At 66.5% G+C, this 25,011-nt stretch carries 27 protein-coding genes; 13 read left to right on the top strand and 14 right to left on the bottom strand.

Features of this window, described 5'->3' with window-relative positions; genetic code table 11:
- The first annotated feature begins 2 nt into the window (after positions 1-2).
- Positions 3-908 (top strand): acetylglutamate kinase, encoded by a 906-nt coding sequence (argB, locus tag LJF27_RS03255; RefSeq protein WP_003096572.1) that lies wholly within the window; start codon positions 3-5, stop codon positions 906-908.
- A 44-nt stretch (positions 909-952) separates the two neighbouring features.
- On the opposite strand, the gene sphR is transcribed toward argB, so the two are convergent.
- On the bottom strand, positions 953-2,023 hold the full coding sequence (gene sphR, locus LJF27_RS03260) for an AraC family transcriptional regulator SphR (RefSeq protein ID WP_017001884.1): 1,071 nt from the start codon (positions 2,021-2,023) through the stop codon (positions 953-955).
- Positions 2,024-2,248: 225 nt separating this feature from the next.
- On the opposite strand from sphR, the gene LJF27_RS03265 reads away from it, so the two are divergent.
- Positions 2,249-3,199: a SphA family protein gene (locus tag LJF27_RS03265; RefSeq protein WP_017001883.1), complete on the top strand. Its 951-nt coding sequence runs from the start codon at positions 2,249-2,251 to the stop codon at positions 3,197-3,199.
- Positions 3,200-3,269: 70 nt separating this feature from the next.
- Here LJF27_RS03265 and LJF27_RS03270 read toward each other — a convergent pair whose 3' ends face one another.
- From LJF27_RS03270 to LJF27_RS03280, 3 genes are all read right to left on the bottom strand, one after another.
- Positions 3,270-4,478, bottom strand: a complete 1,209-nt coding sequence (locus tag LJF27_RS03270) for a DSD1 family PLP-dependent enzyme (RefSeq protein WP_003125846.1) — start codon at positions 4,476-4,478, stop codon at positions 3,270-3,272.
- 82 nt (positions 4,479-4,560) lie between these two features.
- Positions 4,561-5,889 carry a D-arabinono-1,4-lactone oxidase gene (locus LJF27_RS03275; protein ID WP_003098304.1) on the bottom strand — a complete coding sequence of 443 codons (1,329 nt, stop codon included), beginning with the start codon at positions 5,887-5,889 and terminating at the stop codon, positions 4,561-4,563.
- Positions 5,890-5,966: 77 nt separating this feature from the next.
- Positions 5,967-6,356, bottom strand: coding sequence for a c-type cytochrome (locus tag LJF27_RS03280; RefSeq protein WP_003098306.1), 390 nt, complete (start codon positions 6,354-6,356; stop codon positions 5,967-5,969).
- Between the two features lie 173 nt (positions 6,357-6,529).
- On the opposite strand from LJF27_RS03280, the gene LJF27_RS03285 reads away from it, so the two are divergent.
- Entirely contained in the window at positions 6,530-6,994 is a 465-nt protein-coding gene (locus tag LJF27_RS03285) for an acyl-CoA thioesterase (RefSeq protein ID WP_003098308.1), read from the top strand.
- Here the strand turns inward: LJF27_RS03285 and LJF27_RS03290 are convergent.
- Both LJF27_RS03290 and pyrE read right to left on the bottom strand, forming a co-directional pair.
- Positions 6,974-7,591 carry a hypothetical protein gene (locus LJF27_RS03290; RefSeq protein WP_003161150.1) on the bottom strand — a complete coding sequence of 206 codons (618 nt, stop codon included), beginning with the start codon at positions 7,589-7,591 and terminating at the stop codon, positions 6,974-6,976. The genes LJF27_RS03285 and LJF27_RS03290 overlap by 21 nt on opposite strands.
- Before the next feature lie 20 nt (positions 7,592-7,611).
- On the bottom strand, positions 7,612-8,253 hold the full coding sequence (gene pyrE / locus LJF27_RS03295; protein WP_003096586.1) for an orotate phosphoribosyltransferase: 642 nt from the start codon (positions 8,251-8,253) through the stop codon (positions 7,612-7,614).
- 80 nt (positions 8,254-8,333) lie between these two features.
- On the opposite strand from pyrE, the gene LJF27_RS03300 reads away from it, so the two are divergent.
- On the top strand, positions 8,334-9,113 hold the full coding sequence (locus LJF27_RS03300) for an exodeoxyribonuclease III (protein WP_003098313.1): 780 nt from the start codon (positions 8,334-8,336) through the stop codon (positions 9,111-9,113).
- A gap of 58 nt (positions 9,114-9,171) precedes the next feature.
- Here LJF27_RS03300 and LJF27_RS03305 read toward each other — a convergent pair whose 3' ends face one another.
- On the bottom strand, positions 9,172-9,543 hold the full coding sequence (locus LJF27_RS03305) for a DUF4870 domain-containing protein (RefSeq protein WP_003096590.1): 372 nt from the start codon (positions 9,541-9,543) through the stop codon (positions 9,172-9,174).
- A gap of 46 nt (positions 9,544-9,589) precedes the next feature.
- The gene (gene rph / locus LJF27_RS03310) at positions 9,590-10,309 is read right to left on the bottom strand and encodes a ribonuclease PH (protein WP_003096595.1); all 720 of its coding nucleotides are present in this window, start codon (positions 10,307-10,309) and stop codon (positions 9,590-9,592) included.
- A 180-nt stretch (positions 10,310-10,489) separates the two neighbouring features.
- On the opposite strand from rph, the gene LJF27_RS03315 reads away from it, so the two are divergent.
- The 6 genes from LJF27_RS03315 to LJF27_RS03340 all read left to right on the top strand — a co-directional run bounded on the left by LJF27_RS03315 (position 10,490) and on the right by LJF27_RS03340 (position 15,777).
- Positions 10,490-11,353 (top strand): YicC/YloC family endoribonuclease, encoded by an 864-nt coding sequence (locus LJF27_RS03315; protein ID WP_003096599.1) that lies wholly within the window; start codon positions 10,490-10,492, stop codon positions 11,351-11,353.
- 58 nt (positions 11,354-11,411) lie between these two features.
- Positions 11,412-12,023: a guanylate kinase gene (gene gmk, locus LJF27_RS03320; RefSeq protein ID WP_003098317.1), complete on the top strand. Its 612-nt coding sequence runs from the start codon at positions 11,412-11,414 to the stop codon at positions 12,021-12,023.
- Positions 12,024-12,111: 88 nt separating this feature from the next.
- Complete coding sequence (rpoZ, locus tag LJF27_RS03325; RefSeq protein WP_003096602.1) at positions 12,112-12,378, top strand: DNA-directed RNA polymerase subunit omega; 267 nt, start codon at positions 12,112-12,114, stop codon at positions 12,376-12,378.
- Positions 12,379-12,443: 65 nt separating this feature from the next.
- Positions 12,444-14,549 carry a bifunctional GTP diphosphokinase/guanosine-3',5'-bis pyrophosphate 3'-pyrophosphohydrolase gene (gene spoT / locus LJF27_RS03330; protein WP_003096603.1) on the top strand — a complete coding sequence of 702 codons (2,106 nt, stop codon included), beginning with the start codon at positions 12,444-12,446 and terminating at the stop codon, positions 14,547-14,549.
- 61 nt (positions 14,550-14,610) lie between these two features.
- On the top strand, positions 14,611-14,991 hold the full coding sequence (locus LJF27_RS03335) for a RidA family protein (RefSeq protein WP_003096609.1): 381 nt from the start codon (positions 14,611-14,613) through the stop codon (positions 14,989-14,991).
- Positions 14,992-15,045: 54 nt separating this feature from the next.
- Complete coding sequence (locus LJF27_RS03340; protein WP_003096611.1) at positions 15,046-15,777, top strand: hypothetical protein; 732 nt, start codon at positions 15,046-15,048, stop codon at positions 15,775-15,777.
- A 6-nt stretch (positions 15,778-15,783) separates the two neighbouring features.
- Here LJF27_RS03340 and LJF27_RS03345 read toward each other — a convergent pair whose 3' ends face one another.
- The 3 genes from LJF27_RS03345 to LJF27_RS03355 form a co-directional block, all read right to left on the bottom strand.
- Entirely contained in the window at positions 15,784-16,404 is a 621-nt protein-coding gene (locus LJF27_RS03345; RefSeq protein ID WP_023103599.1) for a LysE family translocator, read from the bottom strand.
- A 66-nt stretch (positions 16,405-16,470) separates the two neighbouring features.
- Positions 16,471-17,271: an AraC family transcriptional regulator gene (locus tag LJF27_RS03350; protein ID WP_003098321.1), complete on the bottom strand. Its 801-nt coding sequence runs from the start codon at positions 17,269-17,271 to the stop codon at positions 16,471-16,473.
- Positions 17,271-18,122 (bottom strand): SDR family oxidoreductase, encoded by an 852-nt coding sequence (locus LJF27_RS03355; RefSeq protein WP_003121310.1) that lies wholly within the window; start codon positions 18,120-18,122, stop codon positions 17,271-17,273. Before LJF27_RS03355 ends, LJF27_RS03350 begins: the two co-directional genes overlap by 1 nt.
- A gap of 137 nt (positions 18,123-18,259) precedes the next feature.
- Here LJF27_RS03355 and oxyR point away from each other — a divergent pair, with 137 nt between their 5' ends.
- From oxyR to LJF27_RS03370, 3 genes are all read left to right on the top strand, one after another.
- Positions 18,260-19,192, top strand: a complete 933-nt coding sequence (gene oxyR, locus LJF27_RS03360; RefSeq protein ID WP_003096622.1) for an oxidative stress transcriptional regulator OxyR — start codon at positions 18,260-18,262, stop codon at positions 19,190-19,192.
- Positions 19,189-21,264, top strand: coding sequence for an ATP-dependent DNA helicase RecG (gene recG / locus LJF27_RS03365; RefSeq protein ID WP_014603423.1), 2,076 nt, complete (start codon positions 19,189-19,191; stop codon positions 21,262-21,264). Before oxyR ends, recG begins: the two co-directional genes overlap by 4 nt.
- An 89-nt stretch (positions 21,265-21,353) precedes the next feature.
- Positions 21,354-22,763, top strand: a complete 1,410-nt coding sequence (locus LJF27_RS03370; protein ID WP_003098324.1) for an HDOD domain-containing protein — start codon at positions 21,354-21,356, stop codon at positions 22,761-22,763.
- Positions 22,764-22,834: 71 nt separating this feature from the next.
- Here the strand turns inward: LJF27_RS03370 and LJF27_RS03375 are convergent, their stop codons facing one another.
- The 3 genes from LJF27_RS03375 to alkT form a co-directional block, all read right to left on the bottom strand.
- Positions 22,835-23,227, bottom strand: a complete 393-nt coding sequence (locus LJF27_RS03375) for a hypothetical protein (protein ID WP_023115664.1) — start codon at positions 23,225-23,227, stop codon at positions 22,835-22,837.
- Between the two features lie 135 nt (positions 23,228-23,362).
- Positions 23,363-23,635, bottom strand: a complete 273-nt coding sequence (locus LJF27_RS03380) for an HU family DNA-binding protein (protein ID WP_003096630.1) — start codon at positions 23,633-23,635, stop codon at positions 23,363-23,365.
- 201 nt (positions 23,636-23,836) lie between these two features.
- Complete coding sequence (gene alkT / locus LJF27_RS03385) at positions 23,837-24,991, bottom strand: rubredoxin-NAD(+) reductase AlkT (RefSeq protein ID WP_003098326.1); 1,155 nt, start codon at positions 24,989-24,991, stop codon at positions 23,837-23,839.
- Positions 24,992-25,011: the final 20 nt, after the last annotated feature.

A 25,011-nucleotide genomic window follows, 5' to 3' on the forward strand; every position in this document is an offset into this window, starting at 1 on the left:
CCATGACCCTGAGTCGCGATGACGCCGCCCAGGTTGCCAAGGTCCTTTCCGAGGCCCTGCCCTACATCCGCCGCTTCGTCGGCAAGACGCTGGTGATCAAGTACGGCGGCAACGCCATGGAGAGCGAGGAGCTGAAGGCCGGCTTCGCCCGCGACGTGGTGCTGATGAAAGCGGTCGGCATCAACCCGGTGGTAGTGCATGGCGGCGGCCCGCAGATCGGCGACCTGCTCAAGCGCCTGTCGATCGAGAGCCACTTCATCGACGGCATGCGCGTCACCGACGCGGCGACCATGGACGTGGTGGAGATGGTCCTCGGCGGCCAGGTGAACAAGGACATCGTCAACCTGATCAACCGCCACGGCGGCAGCGCCATCGGCCTGACCGGCAAGGACGCCGAGCTGATCCGCGCGAAGAAGCTCACCGTGACCCGCCAGACCCCGGAGATGACCAAGCCGGAGATCATCGACATCGGCCACGTGGGCGAAGTCACCGGGGTCAACGTCGGGCTGCTGAACATGCTGGTCAAGGGCGACTTCATTCCGGTGATCGCGCCGATCGGCGTGGGCAGCAACGGCGAGTCCTACAACATCAATGCCGACCTGGTGGCCGGCAAGGTGGCGGAAGCGCTGAAGGCCGAGAAACTGATGCTGCTGACCAACATCGCCGGCCTGATGGACAAGCAGGGCCAGGTGCTGACCGGGCTGTCCACCGAACAGGTCAACGAGCTGATCGCCGACGGCACCATCTACGGCGGCATGCTGCCGAAGATCCGCTGCGCCCTGGAAGCGGTGCAGGGCGGCGTGACCAGCGCGCACATCATCGATGGCCGGGTGCCGAATGCCGTGCTGCTGGAAATCTTCACCGACAGCGGCGTCGGCACCCTGATCAGCAACCGCAAGCGTCACTGATCGCCCGGCCATGGCGCGCTCCGGCGCGCCATGACGGTTCTCCCTTAGCGTCGCGCGGCCAGCGCGAAGGCCTGCTCCAGCGGGCTCGCACCCTCGCTGCGGAAGGTCGCCGGGCTCACTCCCGTCCAACGCTTGAAAGCGCGCCTGAAACTGCGGATGTCACGGTATCCCACTTCCTCGGTGATACGTTCGATGGACATCCCGGGGTTGCCCAGCAGGCTCATCGCCCGCCCTCGTCGCACCTGCTCCAGCAACGCCTCGAAGGTCAGCCCGTGTTCGGCCAGCCGGCGCCGCAGGGTGCGGCTGCTCATGTTCAGTTCGGCGGAAATCCTTTCGATCTGGCTGCCCAGGCTGAGGTCGCGGGCGATGGCCCGTTCCACCGCCTGGACCAGGTCGAGTTTCCGGTGCACCTGGGTGTTTTCCTGCTCCAGCAGGGCCAGCGCCTGGCGCAACGCCGGCAGGTTGTGGTTGGGCAGGCGCATGTCCAGCCAGTGGCTGGCGATCGCCATGCGGTTGTGCAGGCAGCCGAAGCGTACCTGGGGGCCCAGCAGGCGCAGGTACTCGCCCGCGTAGGGCGGAGCGACATGGATGAGTTCGATGCCCAGCGGTTCGAACGCCGGGCTGACCAGGGCACGCCCATACACCAGCAGGCTGGCGAAGAACTCCTCGATGGCGAACACCTGCACCTCACTGCTGGGCAGGTGGCATTCGACCTCGACGAAGAAGGTTTCGCCCTGCTGGTAGACGCTGGAGGTGACGATCCCGCCCGAGCTGTGCTGGTAGCGCACGCCGATGTCGAACGCGTCGCGCAGGGTCCGGCACAGCGACAGCACATGGCCCAGCAGGCCAAGGGTGCCGAGCACGTTCTGGTGTCCGACCCACAGCCCCAGTCCCCGCTCCGGCAGGGCCTGGAGGGCACGCTGGATCATGCTCACGGCCTGGCGGTAGGAGATGCGCTGGGTAGGGTCCTGCAGGTCTTCGACGGTGAAGCCCAGGCCCCGGCACAGCCGCGCGGGATCGACGCCATGGCCTTCGACCACCTCGGCCAGCGTCTGCAGCAGGAAGGTGGATACCTGGGCGAGTTCGTAGCGCGCATCGGCGGCATTGTTGTGCATGGGCGAAATCCTGAGCCGGTCTCGGCTTCGTTCTTGTTCTGGCGGTGGATCGCGACATGGGATGAGCGTCCCATCATATAGCGTTCCGCACAGATGTAACAAAGCATTGCACGGTGTCCGCAAATCCCCCCCTCGCTGACCGTCAATGCCCTGCCTCGGCCTGTCGATAGGGCTTATTCCTATGCCGTACCCCGAGCCACGCCAAACAATAATAAGAGCCCGCCCATGAACCCGACCCACCCCCGCAGGCCCCTGCGCCTGGCCGCCTGCGTCACCCTCGCCTTCAGCTGCTGCACCCATGCCAGCGAAGGCGGCGTGGACAACATAGGTCCAGGAACCGACGGTTTCTTCACCCTGCCATTGGACGTCGACAACCTCCCGGACCACATGTTCGCCTTCAACGTCTACTACAACCACTACGAAGCCAGGAAGCTGAACATCAGCTCCTTCGGCGGCAAGGTGTCCGACGTGAAGATCAGCTCGGATGCGATCATCCCTCGCCTGGACTACCTGAGCCCGCTGCGGATCTTCGGCGGGCGCCTGGGCGGCTACATCGCCCAGCCCTATCTCCGCCAACGGGTGGCCGCGTTCGGCCTGAGCGACGAACGGGAAAGCATGGGCGACACCACCTTCGCGCCAATCATCCTCTGGGACATGGGCAAGGACCTGACCCTGGCCGCCGCCGTGGAGGTCACCGTGCCCACCGGCAAGTACGATGCCGAGCGGCTGGCCAACACCAGCAACAACTTCTACACCTACAAGCCGCTGTTCTCCTTCACCTGGCTGCCCACCGAACGCACCGAGCTGTCGCTGAAGGCCACCTACAGCTTCAACATGGAAAACCACGACACCGACTATCGCTCGGGGCAGATCTTCCATTTCGACTATTCCGCCAGCTATCGGGTGACCGACAACCTGCGCCTCGGCCTGAACGGCTACTACCTCAAGCAGACCACCGACGACAAACAGAACGGCGAGACCGTACGGGTGTTCGGTTTCGGCGAGGAAGTCGACGATGGCGTACGCGGCCAGGTCTTCGCCATCGGCCCGGCCGTGCACCTGACCTTCCTCAAGTACGCCAGCGCGGAGATCCGCTGGGCCAAGGAATTCGACGTGGAGAACCGCCCCGAGGGCGACATGCTCTGGGCCAAGCTGACCATTCCGTTCGAACTCTGAGGCATCGGAACGAAGCGGCAGCCCGGTATCCGCGGGCTGCCGCCATCGACGAGGAAAAGCGCCAGGCGTCCTAGGCGTAAACCGGCCAGCGCTCGACGATCCGCCCGCCGCGCAGCGCCAGCAGGTCGCCGAATTGCAGCAGCACCGACTCGCTCTGGGTCGGCCGCAGGAAGACCTGGTCGTCCACCTCCAGGCCCACCGAAGGCGAGCCGTTGACCATTTCCTGGTTCGAGCTGCGCCCGTAGATGCCGTTGCTGCGCAGTCCCTCGGGCGAGGCGAAGTCGGCCATCCAGTTGCCGCCGTAGATGAAGAAGGTGCCGCGCTGGTTGGGGTCCCACCAGGAAAACAGCCGCGACTTGCCGTCCAGCGCCGGGATCTGCACCGCGCCGGTGCTCTTGAGTACCGGCGTGGCGATGTAGACGGCCGGCACATGCTCGGCCAGGGACGCCAGGTCGTAGTGGCTCGGCTTGAGCATGGCGGTGCCCACCGAGACCTCGCTGCTCAGCGTTTCCTTCTCGTGCATGCGATAGCTGGGGCTGCCGGCGGTATTCAAGGTCAGCTGTGGCGTCCACAGCGCGGCGAAGCGCTGGCGGGCGAAGTCGACATGTCCCTGGTAGAGCGCCATGACCTTGGCGAACAGCTCTTCGGGCGAACCGAGGATGCCCGGCACACCCATTCCGACGAAGGGGTCGTAGCCCATGAAGCCGGCGAACTCCAGGTGCTGCGGATGCGCCGCGATCAGCGCCAGCAATTCACCCAGCGCGGCCTGGTCGGCCACCCCGCCGCGATGCAGGCCGACGTCCAGTTCGATGTTGACGCGCATCCGGGTCCCCAGCCCCTGGGCCAGCGCCAGGTACTGACGCAAGCGCTGCGGCGTATCGATCAGCCATTGCAGCTGCCGCGCCGGGTCGAACGCGCCCTTGTGCTCGCGGTAGAACAGTTCCGCCGAACGCACCGGCAACGGCTTGCCGAGGAGGATGTCGGCATCCGCAAAAGCGACCGCGTCGTGGTTGAGGAACGGTTGGTGGAAGGACATCAGCCGCCGGGTGCCGGCGCGCCTGGCGATGTACGCCAGCAGGCCGGGCGAGGGCAGCGACTTCTCCACCAGCCGCAGATGCTTGCCGCCGCGGCGGACCGAACGCATCACCACATCGATGTTGTGGTCCAGGCGATCGAGGTCGATGAGCAGCACCGGGCACATCGGGCCATTGGCCTTGAGTTCGCGGTTCAGCGCGCGGAAATAGTCGTCGTACGGCCCGCCACGGTCGGCGGGACGCATCCAGGCGGCAGTTCCCGCCAGCAGCGCGCCGGCCCCGAGGCCGGCGAACATGAACTTGCGTCGATTCACGGCGTCGCTCCTTTCAGGTCACGCCCAGGATGGAAGAGAGGTGCGCATTGAGGAACCGCCCGCGGGGATCCAGCGCCTGGCGCACCTCGGCGAACGCCTTCCAGCGCGGATAGAGCCCCTGCAACTGGTGCGCGTTGAGGCCATGCAGCTTGCCCCAGTGCGGCCGCCCGGCGTATTTCCAGAAGATCGGTTCCACCGCGGCGAAGAAGTTGTGGTGGTCCATGCTGTAGTGCTGATGCACGGAAATGGAACAACTGTCGCGGCCCTCGAACATGCTCAGGGGAATGTCGTCGGCCTTCACGTAGCGGTACTCGATGGGAAACCAGGTGCGCAGGTCCTTGTCGCGGATCAGCGCGAGGATTTCCCGCAGGCAGGCGGGGCCATGCTCGGCGGGGACCGAATACTCCATCTCGTTGAAGCGCACGTTGCGCACGTTGGCGTAGACCGCATAGGAATCGTCGACCCGCTCGTCGAAGCGGGCGAAATGGCGCAGGCTGTTGAGCAGGGTGCGGCGGGTCTCCGGGAAGTCGCTGAGGTACTTGTCGAGACCTTCGATCAGGCCGACGAACTCGTTGCCGCCTTCCTTCGCCGGGTCCAGGGGCGGGGTCTTCGGCTCGTCGGTCTCGTTAAGGGCGATCGACAGGGCGTAGTCGGAGTGGGTCACCACCAGCATCTCCCAGTGCTGGTTCTCGCGCGTGTTCTTCTCCACGTCCTCCAGCAACTCCTCGGTCCGGGCGATCCACTGCCGTTCACGCAGGCGGTAGGCCGCGCGGTTCTGCAGGCGCACCCGGGTCACGACGCCCAGCGCCCCCAGCGAGACCCGCGCGGCATCGAACACCTCCACGTTGCGCTTGGCGTCGCACTCGAGCACCTCGCCGCTCGCGGTGACCAGTTGCAAACCGCGAACCTGGGCGGAATAGGAACCGAAGCCGACCCCGGTGCCATGGGTGGAAGTAGCGATGGCGCCGGCCAGGGTCTGGTAATCGATATCGGCCATGTTCACCAGCGCCTGGCCGATCTCCTTGAGCGGAGCGCCCATCTGCGACATCGGCGTACCGCCGCCGAACTCGGCCTGGAGGGTCGCGCTGTCGTGGCTGAGCAAGCCGCTGAAGTAGGCGAGCGAGAGCAGGGTGCCGTCGGTCGGGACCAACGCGCTGAACGAATGCCCGGAGCCCACCGGGCGGATCCTGCCGGACGCCTGGCGGATGATCCGGACCAGTTCGTCGAGGTCTTTCGGTGCCTCCCGCGCCAGGGGCAGGCAGCTTTGCGCGCCGGACCAGTTGCGCCAGGGAATCAGGCGCGGTGCGCGGAGCAACTCCGCCAGCGCGGGGTTTCCCACCATGGCGGCGAACGCACCGAGCGCTCCCGCCCGTTGCAGGAGCTGGCGTCGCGACAGATGACTTGGCATGCCGGTATCCCCTATCGGTCCTGCGCTGCGGACATGAAATCGATCAAAGCCCGGAACTGTTCTTCCGAGCACTGCATGCACATGCCCATGGGTGGCATGCCCTTGTAGCCGTTGATGCTGTGGTCCAGCAGGGTGTCGATGCCCTGCGCCAGGCGTGGCGCCCAGGCAGCGGCATCGCCGGTCAGCGGCGCGCCGGAGGCGGGATTGGCGTGACAGAGCTTGCAACTGGCGGAATACACCTGCGCCAACGCAGGGTCCGCAGGGACACGCTGGGAATCGGCGGCCCGCGCCGGCGGCTCCGTGGATTCTCCGCAGGCCACCAGCATCAGGCCCAGGGCAAGCAGCAACCCCGGGCGGCAAAGGCGCGAGTTGCCCGGTCCGGGGCGGAGCGTGGACGACATGGTGTTCCTCTCTCGTTGCGCACGGCGTGCGTTCTCGTCGAACAACACTAAGGCCGCGACGCCCCGAGGATGAGGGCAATGCGGGCCAGCGACGGGGGGTTCTGCGGCCAGCCCTTTCGCACCGCGCGATGGCGGTCTAGAGTCGATGTCTGCAGCAGCGTCGAGGAGCCGGCATGAGCAGCGCAGCACAGCGCCAGAACTACACCTTCTTCCATTCCCTGCGGGTTCGCTGGGCGGAGGTCGATCCGCAGGGCATCGTCTTCAACGGCAACTATCTGACCTATCTCGACGTCGCCACCACCGAGTACTACCGCCAGCTCGGCATGTCCTACCCGGCCGACCTGCTGCGCGGCGGAGGCGATCTGTTCGCGGTGAAGAGCACCCTGGAATACCGCGCCCCGGCGCATTTCGACGACTGGCTGGACATCGGCACCCGCGTGGCGCGGCTGGGGCGCAGCAGCCTGGTTTTCGAGCTGGGCATCTGGCGCGACGAGCAGTTGCTCACCGTCGGCGAGCTGGTCTACGTCTATGCGGATGCGAACGAGCGACAGAGCCAGCCCCTGCCGGACTGGCTGCGCGAGAAGATCAGGGCGTTCGAGCGACAGTCGCCAGTGGAATCAGGGACTCACGCCGAGTAGCTGGGAGAGCCGCGCGCGGTCGGCGGCATAGGTTCTTTCCGCGTCTTCGCGGGCCTTCTGGAAACGCCCGATCTCGCCCTGCAGGCGCTTTTCCTCCTGCTTGAGATCGTCCAACTGGTCCACCAGCGCCTGCGCCACCGGACGTCCGGCACGCTCCTGGTTGGCCGCCTGGCCTTGCAGGTTGGCCTGTTGCAGCTTGAGCGACTGCAGGTTGCCGCGCGCCACGCTGCTCAGCCCGTCCAGTTCCGCCAGGCGCCGTTCGCGAGCGCGGTCGACGTCCTCGAGGCTGGAATACAGGCGCAGCAGCTGCGCATCGGAGCTGGCCTGGGCTTGGGCCGCCTTGCGCTGCCGCAGTTCCTCGGCGGTCGGCGCCGGCGGTACGGTGCGGATAACCCGGCCCTGGTCGTTGAGGACCTGGTAGCCCTTGCCGATGTACTGCGGCGGCACACCCTGGCGGTCGAGCACCACCACGCCCTTGTCGTTGACGTAGCGGTACAGCTCCACCGCTCCGCCCGGCGCCGCCTGGGCGCCGAAGGAAAGCCCCTGGAGCACCAGCCCCAGGGCCATCAGGCAACGCATTACATCCTGTCCGACCATGCCAGTCCCTTGTGAAAGGTTCAGATACCGTATTGGGCGCGATAGGCCTCTACCGCCGGCAGATGCTTCTTCAGTTCAGCATCTTCGGCAAGATATTCCAGCACCTGCTCCAGGGAAACGATGCTCACCACCGGCATGCCGAAGTCGCGCTCGACCTCCTGGATCGCCGACAGCTCGCCCTTGCCGCGCTCCTGGCGGTTCAGCGCGATCAGCACGCCCGCGGCCCTGGCGCCCTGGGCGTCGATGATCTGCATCACTTCGCGGATCGCGGTGCCGGCGGTGATCACGTCGTCGATGATCAGCACCCGGCCGCTCAGCGGCGCGCCGACCAGCGTGCCGCCTTCGCCGTGGTCCTTGGCTTCCTTGCGGTTGAAGCACCAGGGCAGGTCGCGTTGGTGCTGCTCGGCGAGGGCCACCGCGGTGGTGGCGGCCAGGGGAATGCCCTTGTAGGCCGGGCCGAACAGGACGTCGAAGTCGATTCCGCTGTCGATCACCGCCTCAGCGTAGAAGCGTCCCAGGCGGGCCAGCGCCAGGCCGCTGTCGAACAGGCCGGCATTGAAGAAATAGGGGCTGGTGCGCCCGGACTTGAGGGTGAACTCACCGAAGCGCAGAACCCCGCGCTCGATGGCGAAACGAATGAAATCGCGCTGATACGCCTGCATGAATGACACCAAGCCGCATGAATTTAGCTAAACCGTTTGAGCTCGGGTATCATACACGCACGTGATTTTGGGGGCCATTTATGCGGATCATCAGTGTGAACGTGAATGGTATTCAGGCTGCGGCCGAGCGCGGTTTGCTCAGTTGGCTGCAAGCACAGAATGCCGACGTGATCTGCTTGCAGGACACCCGAGCCTCCGCCTTCGATCTGGATGACCCGTCCTTCCAACTGGACGGCTACTTCCTTTATGCCTGCGATGCCGAGCTACCCGAACAGGGCGGTGTCGCACTCTACAGCCGTTTGCAGCCCAAAGCTGTGATCAGCGGCTTAGGTTTCGAAACGGCCGATCGTTACGGGCGCTACCTGCAAGCCGACTTCGACAAGGTGAGTATCGCCACCCTGCTGCTGCCTTCCGGGCAGAGCGGAGACGAGAGCTTGAACCAGAAATTCAAGTTCATGGACGACTTCACCCATTACTTGAGCAAGCAGCGTCGCAAGCGCCGCGAATACATCTACTGCGGCTCGCTGTACGTCGCCCATCAGAAGATGGATGTGAAGAACTGGCGCGAATGTCAGCAGATGCCGGGCTTCCTCGCGCCCGAACGGGCCTGGCTGGACGAAGTGTTCGGCAACCTCGGCTATGCCGACGCCCTGCGCGAAGTCAGCCGCGAAGGCGACCAGTTCAGCTGGTGGCCGGACAGCGAACAGGCCGAGATGCTCAACCTCGGCTGGCGCTTCGACTACCAGGTGCTGACCCCCGGCCTGCGCCGCTTCGTGCGCAACGCCAAGCTGCCGCGCCAGCCGCGCTTCTCCCAGCATGCGCCGCTGATCGTCGACTACGACTGGCAGTTGAGCATCTGAGCCCTGTCAGACACGAAAAAGCCGGCGCATGCGCCGGCTTTTCTATTTCCCGTGCGGCCTACTTGATCAGCCGCAGGCAGAACGGATAGCGATAGGCCTTGCCTTCGTTGGCCTTGATGCCGGCGATGATGGTCAACACCAGCGCCGCCAGGCAGACCAGGCCGAGCAGGAAGAAGCCGATCACCACCAGCATCAGCAGGAAGCTGACGAACATCGCCAGCGCCACGGTGATCTGGAAGTTCAGCGCTTCCTTGCCCTGGGCGTCGACGAACGGATCGCTCTCGCGCTTGAGTTGCCAGACGATCAGCGGCCCGAGCAGGCTGCCGAAGGGAAACACCAGGCCGATGAACGCCGCGAAATGGCAGAACATCGCCCATTGCCGGGCTTCCTGGCCGGGGGTCGCGGCGACCTCTTCGGATACATCGTTCATGTAGCGCTCCTTCTCCGGGGCCCGGCAGGCAGTGCCGGGCGTCTGCTCATTCGGCCAGCGCGGCGCGCTGAAGTTCGAACAGCTCCTGCATGCCCTGCTGGGCCAGTTCGAGCATGGCGTTCAGCTCGGCGGGACGGAACGGCGCGCCTTCGGCGGTTCCCTGCACCTCGATGAAGCCGCCGGCATCGGTCATCACTACGTTCAGGTCGGTTTCCGCGGCGGAATCCTCCAGGTAGTCCAGGTCGAGGACCGGCACGCCCTGGTAGATGCCCACGGAAACGGCGGCGACCATTTGCTTCAGCGGATTGCCCTTGAGCGCGCCACGCTTCTTCAGCACCGCCAGGGCGTCGATCAGCGCCACGGTGGCGCCGGTGATCGAGGCGGTGCGGGTGCCGCCGTCGGCCTGGATCACGTCGCAGTCGATGTACAGGGTGTTCTCGCCGAGCTTGCTGAGGTCCAGCGCCGCTCGCAGGGAGCGGCCGATCAGGCGCTGGATCTCCAGGGTACGACCGCCCTGCTTGCCGCGGCTGGCCTCGCGCTGGTTACGCTCGCCGGTGGAGCGCGGCAGCATGCCGTACTCGGCGGTCAACCAACCCTGGCCCTGGCCCTTGAGGAAGCGCGGCACCCCGGACTCGGCGCTGACGGTGCAGATCACCTTGGTATCGCCGAACTCGACCAGCACCGAACCTTCTGCGTGCTTGGTGTAATGGCGGGTGATGCGGATCGGGCGCAGCTGGTCGGCGGCACGGCCACTGGGACGATTCATCGTGGATATCCTGTACTGAGAAAGCGGAATTGGCCGCCATTATAGAGGCCAGCCCGGGCTCTCAACCACCGTCGGCGTGCGGGCCCCGCCGGACGTGGGTTACAATGCCCGGCTCGAATCACGGCAGCCGCGCGCGTCCGGCGCCGAACGCACTCCCCACACGACTATCGAGGTAGACCCATGGTGCACAGCATGACCGCCTTCGCCCGCGTCGAGCAGGCCGGTACCCACGGCACCCTGAGCTGGGAGCTGCGCTCGGTCAACCACCGTTACCTGGAGCCCCACCTGCGCCTGCCCGACGCCTTCCGCGACCTCGAAGGCGCGGTGCGCGAGGCGCTGCGCCAGGGCCTGTCGCGTGGCAAGGTGGAATGCACCCTGCGCTTCGCCGAGGAAACCGCCGGCAAGAGCCTGCAGGTCGATCAGGAGCGCGCCCGCCAACTGGTCGCCGCCGCCGAAGGCGTAGCCGCCCTGATCCGCCAGCCGGCGCCTCTCGATCCGCTCGCCGTGCTGGCCTGGCCCGGCGTACTGGTGGCCGACTCGGCCGATCCGCAGGCGCTCAACGCCGCCGCCCTGGAAGCCTTCGGCCAGGCCCTGGAGCAACTCAAGGCCGGCCGCTCGCGCGAAGGCCAGGAGCTGGCGAAGCTGCTCAACGATCGGCTCGACGCGATGCTGGTGGAAGTCGGCAACCTGCGCGAACTGGTGCCGACCATGCTGGCCAACCAGCGGCAGAAGATCCTCGACCGCTTCGCCGAACTCAAGGCCGAACTCGATCCGCAGCGCCTGGAGCAGGAACTGGTCCTGCTGGCGCAGAAGAGCGATGTCGCCGAGGAGCTGGACCGCCTCGCCACCCACGTCGGCGAGGTCCGCCGGGTCCTCAAGGCCGGCGGCGCCGCCGGTCGGCGCCTGGACTTCCTGATGCAGGAACTCAACCGGGAAGCCAACACTCTAGGCTCCAAGGCGTTCGACCCGCGCTCGACCCAGGCGGCGGTCAACCTCAAGGTCCTGATCGAGCAGATGCGCGAGCAGGTCCAGAACATCGAATGACCGGCGGGCGCCTCCGCCCGATCTCTTTCCAACCCGTACGAAGCACCAGGAACACCTCATGTCCGGCACCCTGTACATCGTTTCCGCTCCCTCCGGCGCCGGCAAGACCAGCCTGGTGAAGGCCCTGCTCGACGCCGCCCCCGAGGTCCGCGTGTCCGTCTCCCATACCACCCGCGGCATGCGTCCGGGCGAGGTGGACGGGGTCAACTACCACTTCACCAGCCGCGAGGAATTCCTCGCCATGCTCGAACGCAACGAGTTCCTCGAGCACGCCGAAGTCTTCGGCAACCTCTACGGCACCTCGCAGCGCTGGGTCGAGAAAACCCTCGCCGAAGGCCTCGACCTGATCCTCGAGATCGACTGGCAGGGCGCCCAGCAGGTGCGCCGGCTGATGCCCGAGGCCCAATCGATCTTCATCCTCCCGCCGAGCCAGGAAGCCCTGCGCCAGCGCCTGACCAACCGCGGCCAGGACAGCGACGAGGTGATCGAGCGGCGCATGCGCGAAGCCGTCAGCGAAATGAGCCACTACGTGGAGTACGATCACCTGGTGATCAACGACGATTTCGCCCACGCCCTGGACGACCTCAAGGCGATCTTCCGCGCCCGCCAGTTGCGCCAGGACGCCCAGCAGCAACGCCACGCCGAACTGCTCGGTCGTCTGCTCGCCTAAATCGGCTCTTCCATAAAGATTGGCGATTTTTTAGACTATTCAGTCCGCCCGGCAAACGTCGGGCTCACTTTTCGTTACGAGGAACACCATGGCCCGCGTCACCGTTGAAGACTGCCTGGACAACGTCGATAACCGTTTCGAGCTGGTCATGCTCGCCACCAAGCGCGCCCGTCAGCTGGCTACCGGCGGCAAGGAGCCGAAAGTGGCCTGGGAAAACGACAAGCCGACCGTCGTCGCCCTGCGCGAGATCGCTTCCGGCCTGGTCGATGAGAACGTCGTCCAGCAGGAAGACATCGTCGAGGACGAACCGCTGTTCGCAGCGTTCGACGACGAGGCCAACACCGAGGCCCTGTAAGCCATGGCCTCGGCTCGACGTCGCCTGCGAGCGCCGCAACCCGCCTACGGGCAGGGGGTGAACCCTTGCCGGGCATAGACGCCTTCGCCGACAGACTGTCGAGCTACCTCGGGCCGGACCAGGTCAACCTGGTCCGCCGCGCCTACTACTACGCCGAGCAGGCCCACGACGGGCAACGCCGCCGCAGCGGCGAACCGTACGTGACCCACCCGCTGGCGGTCTCCAACATCCTCGCCGACATGCACATGGACCATCAGAGCCTGATGGCCGCGATGCTGCACGACGTGATCGAGGACACCGGCATCGCCAAGGAAGCGCTCACCGCGCAGTTCGGCGAGACGGTTTCGGAACTGGTCGACGGGGTCAGCAAGCTGACCCAGATGAACTTCGAGACCAAGGCCGAGGCCCAGGCCGAGAACTTCCAGAAGATGGCCATGGCCATGGCCCGCGACATCCGCGTGATCCTGGTCAAGCTGGCCGACCGCCTGCACAACATGCGCACCCTCGAGGTGCTGTCCGGCGAAAAGCGCCGGCGCATCGCCAAGGAAACCCTGGAAATCTACGCGCCCATCGCCAACCGCCTGGGCATGCACACCATGCGCGTGGAGTTCGAGGACCTAGGTTTCAAGGCCATGCACCCGATGCGCGCCGAGCGCATCCGCCAGGCGGTGAAGAAGGCCCGCGGCAACCGCCGCGAGATCGTCGGCAAGATCCAGGAGTCGCTGGTCAACTGCCTCGCCCGCGAAGGCATGGAAGGCCAGGTGATCGGCCGCGAGAAGCACCTCTACAGCATCTACCAGAAGATGCGCGGCAAGCGTAAGGCGTTCAACGAGATCATGGACGTCTACGCCTTCCGCATCATCGTCGACAAGGTCGATACCTGCTATCGCGTGCTGGGCGCCGTGCACAGCCTGTACAAGCCGTTCCCCGGACGCTTCAAGGACTACATCGCGATTCCCAAGGCCAACGGCTACCAGTCGCTGCATACCACCCTGTTCGGCATGCACGGGGTGCCCATCGAGATCCAGATCCGTACCCGCGAGATGGAAGAGATGGCCAACCACGGGATCGCCGCGCACTGGCTGTACAAGTCCAACGACGAGACGCCCAAGGGCACCCATGCCCGCGCCCGGCAATGGGTGAAGGGCGTGCTGGAACTGCAGCAGCGCGCCGGCAACTCGCTGGAATTCATCGAGAACGTGAAGATCGACCTGTTCCCGGACGAGGTCTACGTGTTCACGCCCAAGGGCCGCATCATGGAACTGCCCAAGGGTTCCACCGCGGTCGACTTCGCCTACGCGGTGCACACCGACGTCGGCAACAGTTGCATCGCCTGCCGCATCAACCGTCGCCTGGCGCCGCTCTCCGAGCCGTTGCAGAGCGGCCAGACGGTGGAAATCGTCACCGCCCCGGGCGCCCGGCCGAACCCGGCCTGGCTGAGCTTCGTGGTCACCGGCAAGGCGCGCACCCATATCCGCCATGCGCTCAAGCTGCAACGCCGCTCCGAGTCGATCAACCTCGGCGAGCGCCTGCTGAACAAGACCCTTACCGGCTTCGACAGCCACCTCGAGAAGATTCCCCAGGAACGCATCCAGGCCGTGCTCGCCGAGTACCGCATGGAAGTCTTCGAGGACCTGCTGGAAGAGATCGGCCTGGGCAACCGCATGGCCTACGTGGTCGCCCGCCGCCTACTGTCCAGCGAGGGCGAGGAAGCGCCAAGCGCCGAGGGTCCGCTGGCGATCCGCGGCACCGAAGGCCTGGTCCTGAGCTACGCCAAGTGCTGCACGCCGATTCCCGGCGACCCGATCGTTGGCCACCTGTCCGCCGGCAAGGGCATGGTGGTGCACCTGGAAAGCTGCAAGAACATCAGCGAAGTACGCCACAACCCGGAAAAATGCATCCAGCTCAGCTGGGCCAAGGATGTCACCGGCGAATTCAATGTCGAACTGCGCGTCGAGCTGGAGCACCAGCGTGGCCTGATCGCCCTGCTCGCCACCAGCGTCAACGCGGCCGACGGCAACATCGAGAAGATCAGCATGGACGAGCGCGACGGCCGCATCAGCGTGGTCCAGCTGGTCGTCAGCGTGCACGATCGCGTCCACCTGGCCCGCGTCATCAAGAAGCTGCGCGCCCTCAAGGGAGTGATCCGGATCACCCGCCTGCGTAGCTGACCCGCTTTTTCCTGTGTCATCCGGCGCCCCCGCGCCCACTCGATTTCAGCAAGGAGTTCCCATGACCAAGACCGTTATCCACACCGACAACGCCCCGGCCGCCATCGGCACCTACTCCCAGGCCATCAAGGCCGGCAATACCGTCTACGTGTCCGGGCAGATCCCGCTGGACCCGAAGACCATGGAACTGGTGGAAGGCTTCGAGGAGCAGACCGTCCAGGTGTTCGAGAACCTCAAGGCGGTGATCGAGGCTTCCGGCGGCTACCTGCACGACGTCGCCAAGCTGAACATCTTCCTCACCGACCTGTCGCACTTCGCCAAGGTCAACGAGATCATGGGCCGCTACTTCACCCAGCCCTACCCGGCGCGCGCCGCTATCGGCGTAGCCGCCCTGCCGAAGGGCGCACAGGTGGAAATGGACGCCATCGTCGTCCTCGAGTAAGCCGGATGTTCGCGACGGGGCCCAAGGCCCCGTCGCTCTGCATGGAGTAGCACGATGCGCCGCGTGATTTTCCTCGCCGCAGCCGCCACCCTGCTGGCCGGCTGCGCCGGCACGGCCGATCCGTCCGGCACCTGGATCAACCAGGCCGCGATCGACGCCGCGAGCAAGGACGGCAAGCTGCGCGAGGCCCTGCTCGCCTATGGCCCGAACCTGGAATGGAAGCTCGACAGCAAGGCAGGCGAAGCCACCTTCAGCAACGGCTTCGAACTGGGCGAAGGGACCCTGAGCAAGAGCGATGACGAGCACTGGAAGGTTGCCTTCTATGGCGACGACAACCAGGAGAGTCTCGAACTGGACGGCAAGGAGCTGATCCAGCAGGCCAGCGCCAACGGCCCGGAACAGCGTTTCCGCCGTCTCGACCCGCAACCCGCGGCCAACAGCCCTGCCGGCAGCGGTTTCGAGCGGGCCTTGTATGGCAGCTATCTGAAGGGCAGCTGGAAGATCCGCGAAGGCCAGGGCCAGGGCGGCAAGGTCGAGTTCCAGGCCAATGGCCTGGTCAGCGGTCTGCCCGGCGCCGAACGCTACGCGCTGTGCCTGGCCGGCGATTGCGCAGCGATGAGCGGCGACAACGACAGCATCTGGCTGCAACAAGGCAACCGCGGCCGCGAATTGCTGTTCAGCCTCGACGACGACGAGCTGCAACTGTTCGAAGCGGTCAATACCGCCGGCGCCAACGAGATGCCCAGCTACGTGCCCGGCAAGCGCGTCTGGCTGCTGGAGCGCTGAGGCCTCTCAGAGGGCGGCCAGCACCAGCCAGCCGCCCAGCGCCAGCAGCAGGACGCCGCACAGCCGGTCCAGCGCACCTACCCTCCGTTGCAACCAGCCGCGCCAGCGCGGCCTGTCCAGCAGGCGAACCAGCGCCATGTCCCAGCACAGCACCGCCAAGCTCATCCACGCCAGGCACAAGGCCAGCGCCCAGCCCGGCAGGCTGAAGCGCGCCAGCACGCCGAACAGCCCCGCATAGAAGATCGGCAGCTTGGGATTCAGGCTGCTCGCCAGCAGGCCGTCGCGCAGCCCGCGCAGATAGCCGCCGCGGGACGGGACGTCGCGCTGCGCCGGCATTTCCAGTCGCCTCTGCGCAAGCAGCGCCTGGCCCGCCAGCCAGAGGAAGTACAGTCCGCCGAGCGCCTGCAGCCAGCGCAAGGCGCTGTGCGCCGAGTCCGGCACGCTGGCCAACAGGCCGAGCACCAGCAGCATGCTCAGGAGGTTGGCCAGGGCGATGCCGGCGGCCACCCCGTCGGCCTGGCGCCGGCCGCGCAGCACGGCGGCGCGCACCAACAGGAAGAAGTCCGGCCCCGGCGACAGCAGGGCGGCGAAATGGGTACTGGCGACAAGGACGAACGCGGCGAACATGAAGGCCCCTCGAAACGCGAAGGCCTCCAGTCTGTGCAGCACGGCGGGCGCCGTATTGGAAAAAACTCAGGTCTTGGCGCTGCGCCGGAACTGCCCCGGAGTGACCCCGGTGAAACGCCGGAAGGTCGTGGAGAAGTGCGCCTGGTCGTAGAAGCCGAGGTGCTGGGCGAGTTCCGCCAGCGGCCGTTCTTCCAGCAACAGGCGCTTGGCCTGGCGCACCCGGCATTGCAGTTGGTAGGTATGCGGCGGCACGCCGTAGGCACGCCGGAAAGCCTCGATCAGGTGGCGCGGGTGGCGCTGCAGCAACTGCGCCAGTTGGTCCAGACCGAGCGCCTCGGTGGCATGCGCCTCCAGGTAATCGCGCAGGCGTGCGGTGGTTCCGCCGTCGCGGGGCGCCGCAGCCGCCGGGCGCAAGCCGCCGTGGCGCACGAAGACCTGTTCGAGCAAGGCCAGCAGGCGGCTTTCCAACCCCAATGCGTCGCTGCGCTGGAAATCCTCGGCCAGCCACTCCAGGCCAGCCGCCACGCTGCCGTCGTCGGCCGGGTTCAGTTCGCCGAAGCCGCGCGGCAACTGTTTGCGGCCGAGCAGGCCGAGCAGGCGCGTTTCCTCGACATAGAGCATCCGGTAGACCAGCCGCTCGGATTCGGCGTGCCCGGTATGTGGCTCTTCCGGGTTCATCAGCGACAGGGTGCCGGCCGGCAGCGCATGGCGCCGCCCGCGGCACTGGTAGCCGCCGACGCCGTGGAGGATCGAGCCGATGGCGAAGGCCGAATGGCTGTGGCGGCCGAACGCCTGGCCGGAGAAGTCCGCATGGAACAGCTCCACGCCAGGCAGCCAGGGACGCGCCAACAACCGGTTGGCAGCCATCAGGCGTCCCCGAGTACCGCCGCGTAGCCCTCGCGGTAGCTGGGATAGCGCGGCACCCAGCCGAGCGCCCGGGCGCGGCGATTGCTGCAACGCTTGCTGCCGGCGCGGCGTACCGAATGTTCGTCGGCCCATTGGCTGACGCCCAGGCGCTGGCGCAGGTAGTCGACCACCTCGTGCATCGCCACGGGCGCGTCGTCGACACCGATGTAGCAGTCCTCCAACGCCTGGCCGCCGGCATCGGCGCGCAACAGGAAGGCCAGCAGCCCGGCCGCATCGTCGGCGTGGATCCGGTTGGCATACAGGGGCGGCTCGCTGACCACCCGGTACCCCTGGCGCACCTGGTTGAGCAGCCACTCCCGCCCCGGACCGTAGATGCCGGCCAGGCGCACGCGGGTAGCCGGTATCCCGCTGTCCAGCGCGACCTGCTCGGCGTCGAGCATGATCCGTCCGGAATAGGCCTGGGAAAGCGCCGGCGACTCCTCGTCGATCCAGCCGCCATCGGTCTGCGCGTAGACCCCGGTGCTGGAGACGAACAGCAGGCGCCTGGGCCGCTGGCCGCGGGCCTGCAACCAGCCCAGCACATGGCGCAGGCCGTCGACGTAGGCGGCACGGTAGCCAGCCTCGTCGTGCTGACTGGCGGCGGCGCTGTACACCAGGTAGTCGAGCGGCTCGCTCGGCCACTGCGCGGGACACTCCGGAGCCTGCAGATCGCCAGCCACCGGCAGGATCCCCTGCGGCAAGGCGTCCACCGAGCGACGCAGGCCATGGACCCGCCAGCCATCGGCCAGCAGCGCCTCGCCGAGGCGCCCGCCGACATCGCCGCAGCCGGCGATCATCACTGTTTGCGACATGAAGCCGTCTCCTTCCTACAACAAGGCGGGCAGTGTAGGCGTCGAATCGTCTGCAATGCACGCCCGATCATGCCCCCGGAGGTTGGTTCGCGGCGGTGCAGCCGCTATGCTTGGCCGATCTTAACGGATGAGCAGCCATGACCCTCACCGAACTGCGCTACATCGTCACCCTCGCCCAGGAACAACACTTCGGCCGCGCCGCCGAGCGTTGCCACGTCAGCCAACCGACCCTCTCGGTCGGCGTGAAGAAGCTCGAGGACGAGCTGGGGGTGCTGATCTTCGAGCGCAGCAAGAGCGCCGTGCGCCTGACGCCAGTGGGCGAAGGCATCGTCGCCCAGGCGCAGAAGGTCCTCGAACAGGCCCAGGGCATCCGCGAGCTGGCCCAAGCCGGCAAGAACCAGTTGGCCGCGCCGCTGAAGGTCGGCGCCATCTACACCATCGGTCCCTACCTGTTCCCGCACCTGATTCCCCAGCTGCACCGGGTCGCGCCGCAGATGCCGCTGTACATCGAGGAGAACTTCACCCATATCCTCCGCGACAAGCTGCGTACCGGCGAACTCGACGCGATCATCATCGCCCTGCCGTTCCAGGAAGCCGACGTCCTGACCAAGCCGCTGTTCGACGAGCCCTTCTATGTGCTGATGCCGGCCGACCATCCTTGGACCGCCAAGGCCAGCATCGATTCCGAGCTGCTCAACGACAAGAGCCTGCTCCTGCTCGGCGAAGGCCACTGCTTCCGCGACCAGGTGCTGGAAGCCTGCCCGACCGTGCGCAAGGGCGACGAGAACAAGCACACCACGGTGGAGTCCTCGTCGCTGGAGACCATCCGCCACATGGTCGCCTCCGGACTGGGCGTCTCGGTGCTGCCGTTCTCCGCGGTGGACAGCCACCACTACGCGCCGGGCGTCATCGAAGTGCGCCCGTTCAGCGCGCCGGTGCCGTTCCGTACCGTTGCCATCGCCTGGCGCGCCAGCTTCCCGCGTCCACGCGCCATCGAAGTGCTGGCCGACTCGATCCGCCTGTGCTCGGTGGCCCGTCCGCAAACCCAGGAACAACCGCAAATCGCATGACCGAGCTGTCCAGGGTCCCGGTCACCGCGCTAAAGGGCGTAGGCGCCGCGCTGGCGGAGAAGCTCGCTCGGGTAGGCCTGGAAACCCTGCAGGATATCCTGTTCCACCTGCCCCTGCGCTACCAGGACCGTACCCGCGTCACCGCCATCGGCGCCCTGCGGCCAGGGGCCGACGCGGTGGTCGAGGGCGTGGTGGCCAGCGCCGACGTGGTGATGGGGCGCCGCCGCAGCCTGCTGGTGCGCCTGCAGGACGGCAGCGGCACCCTGAGCCTGCGCTTCTACCATTTCAGCCAGGCGCAGAAGGACGGTCTCAAGCGCGGCACCCACCTGCGCTGCTACGGCGAAGTCCGGCCGGGTGCCTCGGGCCTGGAGATCTACCATCCGGAATACCGCGCGCTGAACGGCGACGAGCCGATTCCGGTGGAGCAGACCCTGACGCCGATCTACCCGACTACCGAGGGCCTCACCCAGCAGCGCCTGCGCCAGTTGAGCCAACAGGCCCTGGCCATGCTCGGCCCCAGCAGCCTGCCCGACTGGCTGCCGGCGGAACTGGCCCGCGACTACCAACTTGGCCCGCTCGACCAGGCGATCCGCTACCTGCACCGGCCGCCGCCGGATGCCGACATCGAGGAACTGGCCGAAGGCCGGCACTGGGCGCAGTTGCGCCTGGCCTTCGAAGAACTGCTGACCCACCAGTTATCCCTGCAGCGCCTGCGCGAAGCCGTGCGCTCGCAGGCAGCGCCGCGCTTGCCGGCGGCCAGCCGCTTGCCGAAACGCTTCCTTGCCAACCTCGGCTTCCAGCCGACCGGCGCGCAACGCCGGGTCGGCGCGGAGATCGCCTACGACCTGGCCCAGGACGAGCCGATGCTGCGCCTGGTGCAAGGCGACGTCGGTGCCGGCAAGACCGTGGTCGCCGCCCTCGCCGCCCTGCAAGCCATAGAGGCCGGCTACCAGGTGGCGCTGATGGCGCCGACCGAGATCCTCGCCGAGCAGCATTTCCTCAACTTCAGCAAGTGGCTCCAGCCGCTGGACATCGAAGTCGCCTGGCTGGCCGGCAAGCTCAAGGGCAAGGCCCGCGCGGCGGCACTGGAACGCATCGGCGACGGCGCGCCGATGGTGGTCGGCACCCACGCGCTGTTCCAGGATGAAGTGAAATTCAAGCGCCTTGCACTGGCGATCATCGACGAACAGCACCGCTTCGGCGTGCAGCAGCGCCTGGCCCTGCGCCAGAAGGGCGTGGACGGCAGGCTCTGCCCACACCAGTTGATCATGACCGCCACGCCGATCCCACGGACCCTGGCGATGAGCGCCTATGCCGACCTCGACACCTCGATCCTCGACGAGCTGCCGCCCGGGCGTACCCCGGTGAATACCGTGCTGGTGGCCGACAGCCGCCGTATCGAGGTGATCGAGCGAGTCCGCGCGGCTTGCCGCGAAGGGCGCCAGGCCTACTGGGTGTGTACCCTGATCGAAGAGTCCGAGGAGCTTACCTGCCAGGCCGCCGAGACCACCTACGAAGAGCTTTCCTCGGCGCTGGGCGAACTGCGTGTCGGCCTGATCCACGGGCGCATGAAGCCGGCGGACAAGGCCGTGGTGATGGAGGCCTTCAAGGAAGGCATGTTGCAACTGCTGGTGGCGACCACGGTGATCGAGGTCGGCGTCGACGTGCCCAACGCCAGCCTGATGATCATCGAGAACCCCGAGCGCCTTGGCCTGGCCCAACTGCACCAGTTGCGCGGCCGGGTTGGCCGGGGCAGCGCCGCCAGCCACTGCGTGCTGCTCTACCACCCACCGCTGTCGCAGATCGGCCGCGAGCGGCTGGGCATCATGCGCGAAACCAGCGACGGCTTCGTCATCGCCGAGAAGGACCTGGAATTGCGCGGCCCCGGCGAAATGCTCGGCACCCGCCAAACCGGCCTGCTGCAATTCAAGGTCGCCGACCTGATGCGCGACGCAGACCTGCTGCCGGCGGTCCGCGATGCCGCCCAATCCCTCCTGGCGCACTGGCCGCAGCATGTCAGCCCGCTGCTCGAACGGTGGTTGCGCCACGGCCAGCAATACGGTCAAGTGTGATCTATTTCGCTCTCGCTGACCGGCGTAGGTCTCAGTCTTGAAGCAGCTCTGGTTATACTGAGGGAAAATCCAGCTCGCATGGTCTCGTCATGACAGAAGCCGCCCTGGCCTCCGCCGATGCTCCGCACGCCCCCCAGGTCATCCTCCAGCTGCTCGCCAAGCTAGGCATCGCCTGCCGCGAGGTCAGCGACAGCGCGGAGCTGCCTGCCGCCCGCCGGGTCCAGGCGGTGCTGCTGGACGACGCCGTCGGCACCCTGCTGGTGCTGTTCCCGCAGAGCCAGTTGCTGGACCTCGCCCGGCTCACCGAACTGACCGGCCGCAAGCTGCTGGCGATCAAGCCCGAGCGCCTGGAACGAATGCTCGGCAAGCACGAGTTGCACCGCCTGCCGGCGTTGCCGCCCCTGACCAGTTCGCCCTGCCTGTACGACGAGCGCCTGTTGCAGGAACCGCGCCTGCTGATCGAGTCCGGCCAGCCCGGCATCCTCCTGGAGATCGCCAGCAACGACTTCCGCGGCCTGCTGGGCAAGGCCAGCGCCGCGCGCTTCGGCGAACCGCTGGAAAACATCAACCTGAACCTTGACCGCCCGGACGACGACCGCGCGGAAATCAGCCAGGCCGTGCAGGCCTTCACCGCCCGGCGCATCCAGCAGCGCCTGGAGCAGACCATCGAGATTCCACCGCTGCCGCAGACGGCGCAGAAGATCATCAAGCTGCGGGTCGACCCCAACGCCAGCGTCGACGACATCACCGGCCTGGTGGAAACCGATCCGGCGCTCGCCGCCCAGGTGGTCAGTTGGGCGGCCTCGCCCTACTACGCCGCTCCGGGCAAGATCCGCTCGGTGGAAGACGCGATCGTCCGCGTCCTCGGTTTCGACCTGGTGATCAACCTGGCCCTCGGCCTCGCCCTGGGCAAGAGCCTGAGCCTACCCAAGGACCAGCCACAGCAGGCCACGCCCTACTGGCAGCAAGCGATCTACACCGCCGCGGTGATCGAGGGCCTGACCCGCGCCATGCCGCGCGAGCTGCGCCCGGAGTCCGGCCTGAGCTACCTGGGCGGCCTGCTGCACAATTTCGGCTACCTGGTCCTGGCGCATGTCTTCCCGCCGCATTTCTCGCTGATCTGCCGGCACCTGGAGGTCAACCCGCACCTCGGCCATGCCTATATCGAACAGCACCTGCTGGGGATCACCCGCGAGCAGATCGGCGCCTGGCTGATGCGCGTCTGGGACATGCCTGACGACCTCTATTGCGCCCTGCGCTTCCAGCAGGACCCCAGCTACACCGGGCCGAACGCGGTCTACGCCAACCTGATCTGCCTGACCAACCGGTTGCTGCGCAACAGCGGCATCGGCGATGGCCCGCAGCAAGCGATTCCGGCGGCATTGTACGAGCGCCTGGGGATCACCCCGGAGAAGGCCGGGGACGCCGTGAAAAAGGTGCTGGAAGCGGAAGCGGCCCTGCGCGAACTGGCGGCCCAGTTCAATCGCTTGCCGGGGTGACCGGGTAGTCCGCTGCGAAACGCACTACCGAAAGGCTGCGGCCGCAGCCCGGATGAGATCGAAAGCCGCCCTCAGGCGGCTTTCTTCTCCGGAGCCTTCTTCTTCGGCTTGAGGTACTTCACCAGACCCTGGAACCAGATCACCAGCGCCGGATTGCCCTGTATCTGGATGTCCTTGTTCTGGATGCCCTGCATGAAGGCCAACTGCGGGTTCTTCGAAGTCATCGCGGCGAAACCGTAGGCTCCGTCCTTGAACCCCAGGGAAAATGCCGGTTGCGGATGGGTACCGCGCTTGCTGCTGACGCGCAGGTCCCTGACCAGGTAGTGGCGCGCCACCTTGCCGTCGAGGGTATGCAACTGGAACACCAGGTCCTTGCCGTCGAGCTGCTTCTGGAAAGCGGGATTGTCGCGGCTGGCCTTGGCCATCAGGCGACCAAGCATCCACAGGAGAAGACGAAATTTCATGCACGCGCCTCGATATCCGGGGAGATGAGCGGCGCATTGTAGCTGTTCGCGAGGAGGACTACAGCTGTCCTTTCGATGAGCGCGGAAGCGTCTTCGACGAAGCCCGGAGCCGCTCTGACTCCGGGCTCTCGGCGGTCAGTTGACCGCGTCGCGCAGGGCCTTGCCCGGCTTGAAGGCGACGGTGTTGCTGGCCTTGATCTTCACCGGCTGGCCGGTCTGCGGGTTCTTCCCCGTGCGGGCTCCGCGATGGCGTTGCAGGAAGGTGCCGAAACCGACCAGGGTCACGCTGTCCTTGCGGTTCAGCGCGCCGGTGATTTCATCCAACAGGGCGTTGAGAACGCGATTGGCCTGTTCCTTGGTGAGATCGGCCTTTTCGGCGATAGCGGCGGCTAGTTCTGGTTTACGCATAGTTGCCTCTTTGACGGTTTGTTGTTTTTGTGTCCGTGCTGTCTTCCCAGCAGCGCTCAAAGGCACCGCAGTCCACCGGAACCATAGGCTCTAGACTGCGGTAGACGCGATGGAGGATGGCATGCTCCCGAGGACTGCGCCAGTATCGTCCGACAATTTTGCCGCAAGTCTCGACGGCATAACGGCCGGAACCAATGGCATTCAAGCCATGAGGCCGGGTAACTCTTTGTTCAGGGCCAATTTTTCGTTCACCGCCGCTCCGGTCAGGGCATAACCGATCACTCGACCAGCGGTATCCCGGCACAGGACCTTGAGGTCCGTTCCAGAGCCTTCCACTAGCCATTGGCCATCCATTCCGCGGGGCGGCGGCGACACCACCAGCGGGCAGGCCGGGGTCTTCACCGTCACCGGCATGGGACCGTAGGCCACCTGGCTGGGGTTGCCGGCGAGGGTCTGCGCCAGCGCGCGTGCGCAAGCCATCAGCGGCATCACATAGAGCAGGTTGAGGCCGTCCACTTCGGCGCAGTCGCCCAGCGCGTAGATGTTGGCGTGGGAGGTGCGCAGCGAGCGGTCGACGACGATCCCGCGGTTGACCGCCAGCCCGGCGGCGAAGGCCAGTTCGGTGCGCGGACGCAGGCCGACGGCGGAGACCACCAGGTCGCAGGGAATCACCTCGCCATCCGAAAGATGCGCTTCCAGCCCCTCGCCGGCCTTCTTCAGGCTGGCCAGCACCGGCCCCAGGTGGAAGCGCACGCCGAGGCCTTCCAGGCCTGCCTGCACGGCCTTCGCCGCGGCCGGGTGGAGCAGGCCCGGCATGACCTGCTCGCAAGGCGCCACCACGTCGAGTTGGTAGCCGCCGCTGGAGAGGTCGTTGGCGAATTCGCAACCGATCAGCCCCGCACCGAGCAGCAGTACCCGGCGCTTGCCGGCAGCCGCCTGGCGGAAGCGCGCGTAGTCTTCCAGGTCGTTGATCGGGTAGAGCGCGTCCTGGGCATCGCCCTCGACCGGCACCCGGATCGGCTCCGCGCCCCAGGCCAGGACCAGGTCGCGATAACGCACCTCTTCCTCGCCGATCCAGATCCGCTGATGGCCGGGATCGATACCGGTGACCCGGGTATGGGTCAGGATGCGTGCGTTCAGTTGCTCGGCCATGGCGCCCGGTTCGGCCATGGCCAGGCCGTCGGCGTCCTTGTTCTTCGAGAAGCCGGTGGAGAGCATCGGCTTGGAATAGGAACGGCCGTCGTCGGCGGTGATCATCAGCAGCGGCGTCTCGCTGTCCAGCTTGCGCCACTCGCGGGCCAGGTTGTAGCCCGCCAGGCCGGTTCCGATGATTACCAGGGGCGCACGCTCGCTCATTTCCGTTCCTCTGTGATTGC

Source organism: Pseudomonas sp. 203-8 (genome assembly GCF_020708595.1).
Taxonomy (GTDB): Bacteria; Pseudomonadota; Gammaproteobacteria; order Pseudomonadales; family Pseudomonadaceae; genus Pseudomonas; species Pseudomonas aeruginosa.

What these genes read in the sequence shown, in the direction of transcription:
- LJF27_RS03265 (WP_017001883.1), top strand. Translation starts at nt 2,249, where the DNA reads ATGAACCCGACCCACCCCCGCAGGCCCCTGCGCCTGGCCGCCTGCGTC.
- LJF27_RS03340 (WP_003096611.1), top strand. Translation starts at nt 15,046, where the DNA reads ATGCGCCGCGTGATTTTCCTCGCCGCAGCCGCCACCCTGCTGGCCGGC.
- alkT (WP_003098326.1), bottom strand. Translation starts at nt 24,991, where the DNA reads ATGAGCGAGCGTGCGCCCCTGGTAATCATCGGAACCGGCCTGGCGGGC.
- LJF27_RS03355 (WP_003121310.1), bottom strand. Translation starts at nt 18,122, where the DNA reads ATGTCGCAAACAGTGATGATCGCCGGCTGCGGCGATGTCGGCGGGCGC.
- LJF27_RS03335 (WP_003096609.1), top strand. Translation starts at nt 14,611, where the DNA reads ATGACCAAGACCGTTATCCACACCGACAACGCCCCGGCCGCCATCGGC.
- LJF27_RS03275 (WP_003098304.1), bottom strand. Translation starts at nt 5,889, where the DNA reads ATGGTGGGAAACCCCGCGCTGGCGGAGTTGCTCCGCGCACCGCGCCTG.
- LJF27_RS03280 (WP_003098306.1), bottom strand. Translation starts at nt 6,356, where the DNA reads ATGTCGTCCACGCTCCGCCCCGGACCGGGCAACTCGCGCCTTTGCCGC.
- LJF27_RS03290 (WP_003161150.1), bottom strand. Translation starts at nt 7,591, where the DNA reads ATGGTCGGACAGGATGTAATGCGTTGCCTGATGGCCCTGGGGCTGGTG.
- sphR (WP_017001884.1), bottom strand. Translation starts at nt 2,023, where the DNA reads ATGCACAACAATGCCGCCGATGCGCGCTACGAACTCGCCCAGGTATCC.
- LJF27_RS03300 (WP_003098313.1), top strand. Translation starts at nt 8,334, where the DNA reads ATGCGGATCATCAGTGTGAACGTGAATGGTATTCAGGCTGCGGCCGAG.
- LJF27_RS03350 (WP_003098321.1), bottom strand. Translation starts at nt 17,271, where the DNA reads ATGGCTGCCAACCGGTTGTTGGCGCGTCCCTGGCTGCCTGGCGTGGAG.
- argB (WP_003096572.1), top strand. Translation starts at nt 3, where the DNA reads ATGACCCTGAGTCGCGATGACGCCGCCCAGGTTGCCAAGGTCCTTTCC.
- pyrE (WP_003096586.1), bottom strand. Translation starts at nt 8,253, where the DNA reads ATGCAGGCGTATCAGCGCGATTTCATTCGTTTCGCCATCGAGCGCGGG.
- LJF27_RS03285 (WP_003098308.1), top strand. Translation starts at nt 6,530, where the DNA reads ATGAGCAGCGCAGCACAGCGCCAGAACTACACCTTCTTCCATTCCCTG.
- recG (WP_014603423.1), top strand. Translation starts at nt 19,189, where the DNA reads ATGACCGAGCTGTCCAGGGTCCCGGTCACCGCGCTAAAGGGCGTAGGC.
- LJF27_RS03370 (WP_003098324.1), top strand. Translation starts at nt 21,354, where the DNA reads ATGACAGAAGCCGCCCTGGCCTCCGCCGATGCTCCGCACGCCCCCCAG.
- rpoZ (WP_003096602.1), top strand. Translation starts at nt 12,112, where the DNA reads ATGGCCCGCGTCACCGTTGAAGACTGCCTGGACAACGTCGATAACCGT.
- LJF27_RS03345 (WP_023103599.1), bottom strand. Translation starts at nt 16,404, where the DNA reads ATGTTCGCCGCGTTCGTCCTTGTCGCCAGTACCCATTTCGCCGCCCTG.
- LJF27_RS03380 (WP_003096630.1), bottom strand. Translation starts at nt 23,635, where the DNA reads ATGCGTAAACCAGAACTAGCCGCCGCTATCGCCGAAAAGGCCGATCTC.
- LJF27_RS03375 (WP_023115664.1), bottom strand. Translation starts at nt 23,227, where the DNA reads ATGAAATTTCGTCTTCTCCTGTGGATGCTTGGTCGCCTGATGGCCAAG.
- LJF27_RS03270 (WP_003125846.1), bottom strand. Translation starts at nt 4,478, where the DNA reads ATGCGTCCCGCCGACCGTGGCGGGCCGTACGACGACTATTTCCGCGCG.
- gmk (WP_003098317.1), top strand. Translation starts at nt 11,412, where the DNA reads ATGTCCGGCACCCTGTACATCGTTTCCGCTCCCTCCGGCGCCGGCAAG.
- rph (WP_003096595.1), bottom strand. Translation starts at nt 10,309, where the DNA reads ATGAATCGTCCCAGTGGCCGTGCCGCCGACCAGCTGCGCCCGATCCGC.
- LJF27_RS03305 (WP_003096590.1), bottom strand. Translation starts at nt 9,543, where the DNA reads ATGAACGATGTATCCGAAGAGGTCGCCGCGACCCCCGGCCAGGAAGCC.
- LJF27_RS03315 (WP_003096599.1), top strand. Translation starts at nt 10,490, where the DNA reads ATGGTGCACAGCATGACCGCCTTCGCCCGCGTCGAGCAGGCCGGTACC.
- oxyR (WP_003096622.1), top strand. Translation starts at nt 18,260, where the DNA reads ATGACCCTCACCGAACTGCGCTACATCGTCACCCTCGCCCAGGAACAA.